The sequence below is a fragment of the Pseudomonas sp. BF-B-15 genome, assembly GCF_019946675.1.
Taxonomy (GTDB): Bacteria; Pseudomonadota; Gammaproteobacteria; order Pseudomonadales; family Pseudomonadaceae; genus Aquipseudomonas; species Aquipseudomonas migulae.
Genome location: NZ_JAGYFZ010000165.1, coordinates 1 through 7512, shown reverse-complemented (window position 1 = coordinate 7512; position 7512 = coordinate 1). Strand labels below are relative to the sequence as shown.

At 60.4% G+C, this 7512-nt stretch carries 6 protein-coding genes; all 6 read right to left on the bottom strand.

Translation table 11 applies throughout. From position 1 onward, the window contains the following. Positions 1-57: 57 nt before the first annotated feature. Positions 58-546, bottom strand: coding sequence for an RDD family protein (locus KGA97_RS28465; RefSeq protein ID WP_008038661.1), 489 nt, complete (start codon positions 544-546; stop codon positions 58-60). Between the two features lie 96 nt (positions 547-642). After that, positions 643-855, bottom strand: coding sequence for a cold-shock protein (locus KGA97_RS28460; protein ID WP_007977299.1), 213 nt, complete (start codon positions 853-855; stop codon positions 643-645). Between the two features lie 391 nt (positions 856-1246). Next, entirely contained in the window at positions 1247-2371 is a 1125-nt protein-coding gene (gcvT, locus tag KGA97_RS28455) for a glycine cleavage system aminomethyltransferase GcvT (protein WP_008038659.1), read from the bottom strand. Positions 2372-2412: 41 nt separating this feature from the next. After that, entirely contained in the window at positions 2413-3789 is a 1377-nt protein-coding gene (locus KGA97_RS28450) for an L-serine ammonia-lyase (protein WP_008038656.1), read from the bottom strand. A gap of 161 nt (positions 3790-3950) precedes the next feature. Beyond that, positions 3951-6803, bottom strand: coding sequence for an aminomethyl-transferring glycine dehydrogenase (gene gcvP / locus KGA97_RS28445; RefSeq protein ID WP_008027811.1), 2853 nt, complete (start codon positions 6801-6803; stop codon positions 3951-3953). 11 nt (positions 6804-6814) lie between these two features. Further along, the gene (gcvH, locus tag KGA97_RS28440) at positions 6815-7198 is read right to left on the bottom strand and encodes a glycine cleavage system protein GcvH (protein WP_008027813.1); all 384 of its coding nucleotides are present in this window, start codon (positions 7196-7198) and stop codon (positions 6815-6817) included. Between the last annotated feature and the right edge of the window lie 314 nt (positions 7199-7512).

The window sequence follows — 7512 nt, the reverse complement described above, 5'->3', positions numbered from 1 at the left end:
GCTGACACTCCGTCATCGCGAGCAGGCTCGCTCCCACAATGGTTTTACGCTATCCGATTATTTGGTCTTCTTCGGGATCCGCACCAGCTGGGTGCCCGAATAGATGTCATGCCAGCTACGTTTCTGTTTGTCGAACAACGACCAGATGAATCCAAGGCCGACGCACAGCAAGGATGCGATCGACACGACAAAACGCAGCAGTGCCTGCCACAGGCTGATGGATGAGCCATCGGCGTTCTGCACGCGGATGCACCAAACCTGCATGCCCAGGGTCTGCCCGGACCAGGTCCAGAACTTGGCGAAGAAGCCGAACAGCACGAACAGCAACACCGTCGAGAGCAACGGGTCACCGTCCAGCGCGCCGGCTTCGGTCAGGGTGCGCATTTTGTCTTCGCCGATGATCGCCATCTGGATCATCTTGTAGAGGCCGCTGGTGACGATCAGCAGGGCAGTGCACAACAGAAAGTCATAGAACATCGCTGCCAGGCGACGGCCCAGGGTCGCGGCGGGAAAGTCGCCCTGAGGGTTGAGCAGGTGTTTCGACATGGCAGGGCTCTCGACGGAAAAAGAAGCCATTTTACGGATTTACGCGCACAAAAAAGCCCCTGATGTCAGCATCAGGGGCTTTTTCGTAACAGAAGGTTAGGCTTCTGCCTGTACTTCGTCAGCCTGCATGCCTTTCTGGCCTTGCACGGCGATGAAGGTCACTTTCTGGCCTTCTTTCAGGCTCTTGAAGCCGTTGCCCTGAATAGCGCGGAAATGCACGAACAGATCCGGACCGCTTTCTGGAGTGATAAAACCAAAACCTTTCTCGTCGTTAAACCACTTGACGGTACCGCTCTGACGTTGGGACATTTCTTATTTCCTTTGACGCAAAAATTAATGACAGTCTCCTTCTCATGAAAGAGTACTGGGGCTGGTTGCAGGAGAGTAAGAAGACGTCGAACGGGATGTAGCTAACTTGTAGGCTACTGCCCAGGTCACGATTCCAAGCGACCCATGCAAACACAGTGAACAAACTCTACGCCAACTACGGGAGAAAAAACAAGCCCTGTGAGAGGCCCGGTTTTACTCAGGTTGCTGGCCATTAGTGTTTCACTAGTTCCGGCTTATTCGATGCGGCGGTTCAATTGTTTTCGATTGTTATAAGCAGCGTTCATAAACGAAAGCTTGCACTGTTTTATGGCGGTTGCGTTACACATTAGTGCACTGTTAACGCAACCGCGTTACTTATAGAAACAGTCAATCAACCACGATAGTAGCGTTGTGCAACGAATGGCATTTTGCTTACAAGCAAAGGCACCTTTTTCCCACGAACAATTGCGAACACAGGTGTGTCGATGGCGATGTATGCGCTGTCGAGGTAACCCATGGCCAAAGGACCGCTCAAGGTCGGACCGAAACCGCCGCTGCAAACGCTACCGATGATCTCGCCTGCTTCGTTGACGATCTCTGCACCCTCGCGCACGGGTGTGCGTTCCTGCGGTAACAGGCCTACACGCTTGCGGCTGACACCGGCTTGCTGCTGGGCGAACACGGTTTCAGCGCCAGGGAAACCGCCGGCCCGCGCGCCATCGGCACGTCGAGGCTTGGAGATGGCCCACAGCAGGCTCGCTTCAATCGGAGTGGTGTCGGTGTTCATATCGTGGCCGTAGAGGCACAGGCCGGCTTCCAGACGCAGCGAATCACGAGCGCCCAGGCCAATGGCCGCGACTTCCGGTTCGGCCAGCAGGGCGCGGGCCAACGCTTCGGCATTGGCTGCCGGCACGGAGATTTCGAAACCGTCTTCGCCGGTGTAACCCGAGCGGCTGACAAAGCAGTCCACGCCCAGCAACTTCACGCGGGCGAACTGCATGAACGTCATTTTCGCCACTTCCGGCGCCAGGCGCGCGAGCACCGTGACGGCGGCCGGACCTTGCAGGGCCAGCAGTGCGCGCTCTTCGAACAGCGGCTCGATGGTGCATTGGTCGCCGATGTGTTTGCGCAGGTGCGCGAGGTCCTGATCCTTGCAGGCGGCGTTGACCACCAGGAACAGTTCGTCGTTACCGAGGTTGGCGACCATCAGGTCATCGAGGATACCGCCCGTCTCGTTGGTGAACATGGCGTAGCGCTGCATGCCCACCGGCAGGTCAATAATGTCCACCGGCACCAGGGTTTCCAGGGCCTTGGCGGCATTGGCGCCGGTCAGGCGGATCTGGCCCATGTGCGAAACATCGAACAGCCCGGCCTGATCACGGGTGTGCTGGTGTTCCTTCATGACGCCCAGCGGGTACTGCACCGGCATGTCATAGCCGGCAAACGGCACCATACGGGCGCCGAGTTCGATGTGCAGTGCGTGCAACGGGGTTTTCAACAGTTGTTCGGTGGACATATCCAGCTCCTGAAAAAGTGTGCAGATGCAGAGAGCGCGCATCAGCACTCGATAATGTTGACCGCCAAACCGCCACGGGCGGTTTCCTTGTATTTGCTTTTCATGTCGGCGCCGGTCTGGCGCATGGTGCGGATGACTTTGTCGAGGGAGACGAAGTGCTGACCGTCGCCACGCAGGGCCATGCGCACGGCATTGATGGCTTTCACCGAACCCATGGCGTTGCGCTCGATGCAAGGCACTTGCACCAGCCCGCCGATCGGGTCGCAGGTCAGGCCGAGGTTGTGTTCCATGCCGATTTCGGCGGCGTTTTCCACTTGCTGCACGGTGCCGCCAAGCACTTCGCACAACGCGCCGGCCGCCATCGAACAGGCCACGCCGACTTCACCCTGACAGCCGACTTCAGCGCCGGAGATCGAGGCGTTTTCTTTATAGAGAATGCCGATGGCGGCAGCCGTCAGCAGAAAACGTACGACGCCGTCTTCGTTGGCGCCGGGGATGAAGCGCATGTAGTAGTGCAAAACCGCCGGGACGATGCCCGCCGCGCCGTTGGTCGGCGCGGTGACCACGCGTCCGCCATTGGCGTTTTCTTCGTTGACCGCCAGGGCGTACAGGTTGACCCAGTCCAGCACCGACAGCGGATCGCGCAGCGACGATTCGGGGTTCTTGCACAGTTGCCGATGCAGCGCTGCCGCCCGCCGCTTGACCTTCAAACCGCCGGGCAGGATGCCTTCGTTGCGGCAACCGGCGTCGACGCAATCCTGCATCACTTGCCAGATTTTCAGCAGGCCGGCGCGGGTTTCTGCTTCCGGGCGCCAGGCGCTTTCGTTGGTCAGCATCACCTGGCTGATGGACAGACCGTAGGTGGTGCAATGAGTGAGCAGATCCTTTGCGCTTTTGAACGGGAAGGTCAGGGGGGTGGCGTCTTCGACGATACGGTCGGCGCCGGCGGCGTCTTCATCGACGACGAAACCGCCGCCGACCGAGTAGTACTCGCGGCTGCGGATCTGCAGGCCTGCCGCGTCGAATGCGCGGAAGATCATGCCGTTGGGGTGATAGGCCAGCGGTTTGCGGATCATCGCCAGGTGTTCTTTCTCGTTGAACGCAATGCTGTGTTCGCCGAGCAGGTTCAAGCGACCGTTGCCACGAATGTCTTGCAAACGGGCGGCGACGGTTTCGGTGTTCACGGTGTCCGGGTGTTCACCTTCCAGTCCGAGCAGCACAGCCTTGTCGCTGCCGTGGCCCTTGCCCGTGGCGCCGAGCGAGCCGTAGAGCTCGACTTTGACGCAGGTGGTGGCGGCCAGCAGCCCTTCACGGCGCAAACCTTCGACGAAACGCGCAGCAGCGCGCATCGGGCCGACGGTATGGGAGCTGGAGGGGCCGATGCCAATCTTGAACAGGTCGAACACGCTTAACGACATGGTTGTTCTCCGGTTTCTTGTTATGAGGAGCACCGCGACCCCGTAGGAGCGAGGCTTGCCCGCGAAGCTTTTGGCGACCTTGATGGCCTCTTCGCGGGCAAGCCTCGCTCCTACGGGGTTTTGTGGCGTTCTTGCGAGGGCGGACATGCCGCCCCTATAGATCAAGCGTAGCTTTCGATCGACGGGCAAGCGCAAACCAGGTTGCGATCACCGAAGACGTTGTCGACGCGACCGACCGGCGGCCAGTATTTGCCTTCGATCAACGACGCGACCGGGTACACCGCTTGCTCACGGCTGTACGGATGGGACCACTCGCCGACCAGTTCCGCCGCAGTGTGCGGGGCGTTTTTCAGCGGGTTGTCGTCCTTGTCCAGGGTGCCGTTTTCCACTGCGCGGATTTCTTCGCGGATGCGGATCATGGCGTCGCAGAAGCGGTCCAGTTCTTCCTTGGATTCGCTTTCGGTCGGCTCGATCATCAGCGTGCCGGCGACCGGGAACGACATGGTCGGGGCGTGGAAGCCGAAGTCGATCAGGCGCTTGGCAACGTCATCGACGCTGATGCCGCTGCTGTCTTTCAACGGACGCAGGTCGAGGATGCATTCGTGTGCCACCAAGCCGTTGCTGCCGGTGTACAGCACTGGATAGTGCTCTTCGAGGCGACGGGAAATGTAGTTGGCATTGAGGATCGCCAGTTGCGAAGCGCGCTTGAGACCCGCGCCACCCATCATGCGAATGTACATCCAGGTGATCGGCAGAATGCTCGCGCTGCCGAACGGTGCCGCGCAGACCGCGCCTTCCTTGCGCTCCATCTGGGCGTGGCCCGGCAGGAACGGGGTCAGGTGCGATTTCACGCCGATCGGGCCGACACCCGGGCCGCCACCACCGTGAGGGATGCAGAAGGTCTTGTGCAGGTTCAGGTGGGACACGTCGCCGCCGAACTTGCCCGGTGCGCAGAGGCCGACCATCGCGTTCATGTTGGCGCCGTCGATGTACACCTGGCCGCCGTTGTCATGAATGATGCCGCAGATTTCGCGGATGCCTTCTTCGAACACGCCGTGGGTCGACGGGTAAGTGATCATCAGCGCAGCGAGGTGTTCGCGGTGCTCGATGGCCTTGGCGCGCAGGTCTTCGATGTCGACGTTGCCACGTGCGTCGCACGCGGTCACGACCACACGCATGCCAGCCATGTTGGCGGTAGCCGGGTTGGTGCCGTGGGCGGACGACGGGATCAGGCAGATGTCGCGACGGTCTTCGCCACGGCTCTGGTGATAAGCACGAATGGCCAGCAGACCGGCGTATTCACCTTGCGAACCGGCGTTCGGTTGCAGCGAGATCGAGTCGTAACCGGTGGCGGCGCAGAGCATCGCTTCCAGTTCGTCGGTCAGTTGCTGGTAACCGGCGCTTTGTTCGGCTGGGGCGAACGGGTGCAGGGCACCGAATTCAGCCCAGGTCACCGGGATCATTTCGCTGGCGGCGTTGAGTTTCATGGTGCACGAACCCAGCGGGATCATGGTGCGATCCAGGGCCAGGTCCTTGTCGGCGAGCTTGCGCAGGTAGCGCATCAGCTCGGTTTCCGAGTGATAACGGTTGAACACCGGGTGGCTGAGGATCGGCGATTGGCGAACCAGTGCAGCCGGGATCGCGCTGACCACTGCCGCTGCGATGGCAGCGAAGTCCGGCAGCGCTTTGCCGTCGGCAAACAAGGCCCACAGGGTTTCGACGTCAGCTTGCGAAGTGGTTTCGTCGAGGGACAGGCCCAGACGCTCGCCATCGACTACGCGCAGGTTGATCTGCTGCGCACGCGCCTTGTCATGCAGTTTGGCGGTGTTGGCGCCGGTGTTCAGGGTCAGGGTGTCGAAGAAGCTGGCTTGCTCGACGGTCAGGCCCAGTGCGCTCAAGCCCTTGGCGAGGATCGCGGTCAGGTGATGAATGCGGTTGGCAATCTGCGTCAGGCCTTTCGGGCCGTGATACACGGCGTACATGCTGGCGATGTTGGCCAGCAGAACCTGCGCGGTGCAGATGTTGCTGGTGGCCTTCTCGCGACGGATGTGTTGCTCGCGGGTCTGCATGGCCAGGCGCAGGGCCGGCTTGCCGAAACGGTCCACGGAGACACCGACCAGACGGCCCGGCATGTCGCGCTTGAACGCATCTTTGGTAGAGAAGTAAGCCGCGTGCGGGCCACCGAAGCCCAGCGGCACGCCGAAGCGTTGTGCGCTGCCGATGGCCACGTCGGCACCGAACTCGCCCGGCGGGGTCAGCACGGTCAGGGCCAGCAGGTCGGCAGCGACGGCAACCAGTGCGTTGGCGGCGTGGAAGCGCTCGGTCAGTGCACGGTAGTCGAAGACGTCACCGTTGCTGGCCGGGTATTGCAGCAGGGCGCCGAAGAACGGCGTCACGTCAGTCAGTTCAAGCTCGTCGCCGACAACCACGTCGATGCCCAATGGCTCGGCACGGGTGCGCAGCACGTCGAGGGTTTGCGGGTGGCAATGCACAGAGGCGAAGAACGCGTGGCTGCCTTTGTTCTTGCTCAGGCGCTTGCAGAAGGTCATGGCTTCGGCGGCGGCAGTGGCTTCGTCCAGCAGCGAGGCGTTGGCGATCGGCAGGCCGGTCAGGTCGCTGATCAGAGTCTGGAAGTTCAACAGCGCTTCGAGACGGCCCTGGGAGATTTCTGGCTGGTACGGGGTGTAGGCAGTGTACCAGGCCGGGTTTTCCAGCAGGTTGCGCAGGATCGGCGACGGTGTGTGGGTGCCGTAGTAGCCCTGGCCGATGTAAGTCTTGAACAGCTGGTTCTTGGCAGCGATGCCTTTGATCAACGCCAGGGCGTCGGCTTCGCTCAGGCCGTCTTCGAGGCCGAGCACGCTGGTGCCTTTGATGCTGTCCGGAATGACGCTGGCGCTCAGGGCTTCCAGCGAGTCGAAACCGAGGCTGTTGAGCATCGCTTGCTCATCGCCGGAACGCGGGCCGATGTGGCGCGCGATGAATTCGTTGGCAGTGCTCAGATTGATTTGAGTCATGTGCGTGCTCCTCAGGCTTCGGCGTTGGCTTTGATCAGACGGTCGTAGGCGTCCTGATCCAGCAGTTTGGCGACAGCCGAGGCGTCAGTTGGCTGGAAGCGGAAGAACCAGCCTTCGCCCAGCGGATCTTCGTTGACCAGTTCCGGGCTGCTGTCCAGCGCCGGGTTCACTTCCAGCACTTCACCGTCGAGTGGCATGTACACGCCGCTGGCGGCTTTTACCGATTCCACGGTGGCGGCTTCTGCGCCTTTGTCGTAGGACTGCAGCTCAGGCAGTTGTACGAAAACCACGTCGCCCAAAGCGTTCTGCGCGAAAGCGGTGATGCCGACGGTGACAGAGCCATCAGCTTCGGTACGCAGCCATTCGTGATCTTCAGTAAAACGCAACTCGCTCATGGAAACTCCTAAGGGGGCCAGACTCGTCTGGTGGACGCGATTGAATGCTTGGGCGTAAGCCCTGATTTATGAGTGGTTACTAAGCAATTTCGCGGCCAGTTTGATTTTATTGTTATAAATCAATTTGTTAGAGAGTTGTTGCGGGCGTGGCTGTTTGACCGCTGTAGCGAAATCGCTACAGTCGAGTGCGAACAAAAAAGTATAAGTGGATCAAAGCCTTGTGCAGCGGTGATCCGATGAGGGTGTATCGATATCGTTCCGCTGTAGCGCTTTCAGTACAGATGGAGGTCGTTTTCAGACGCTATTCCTGAGGA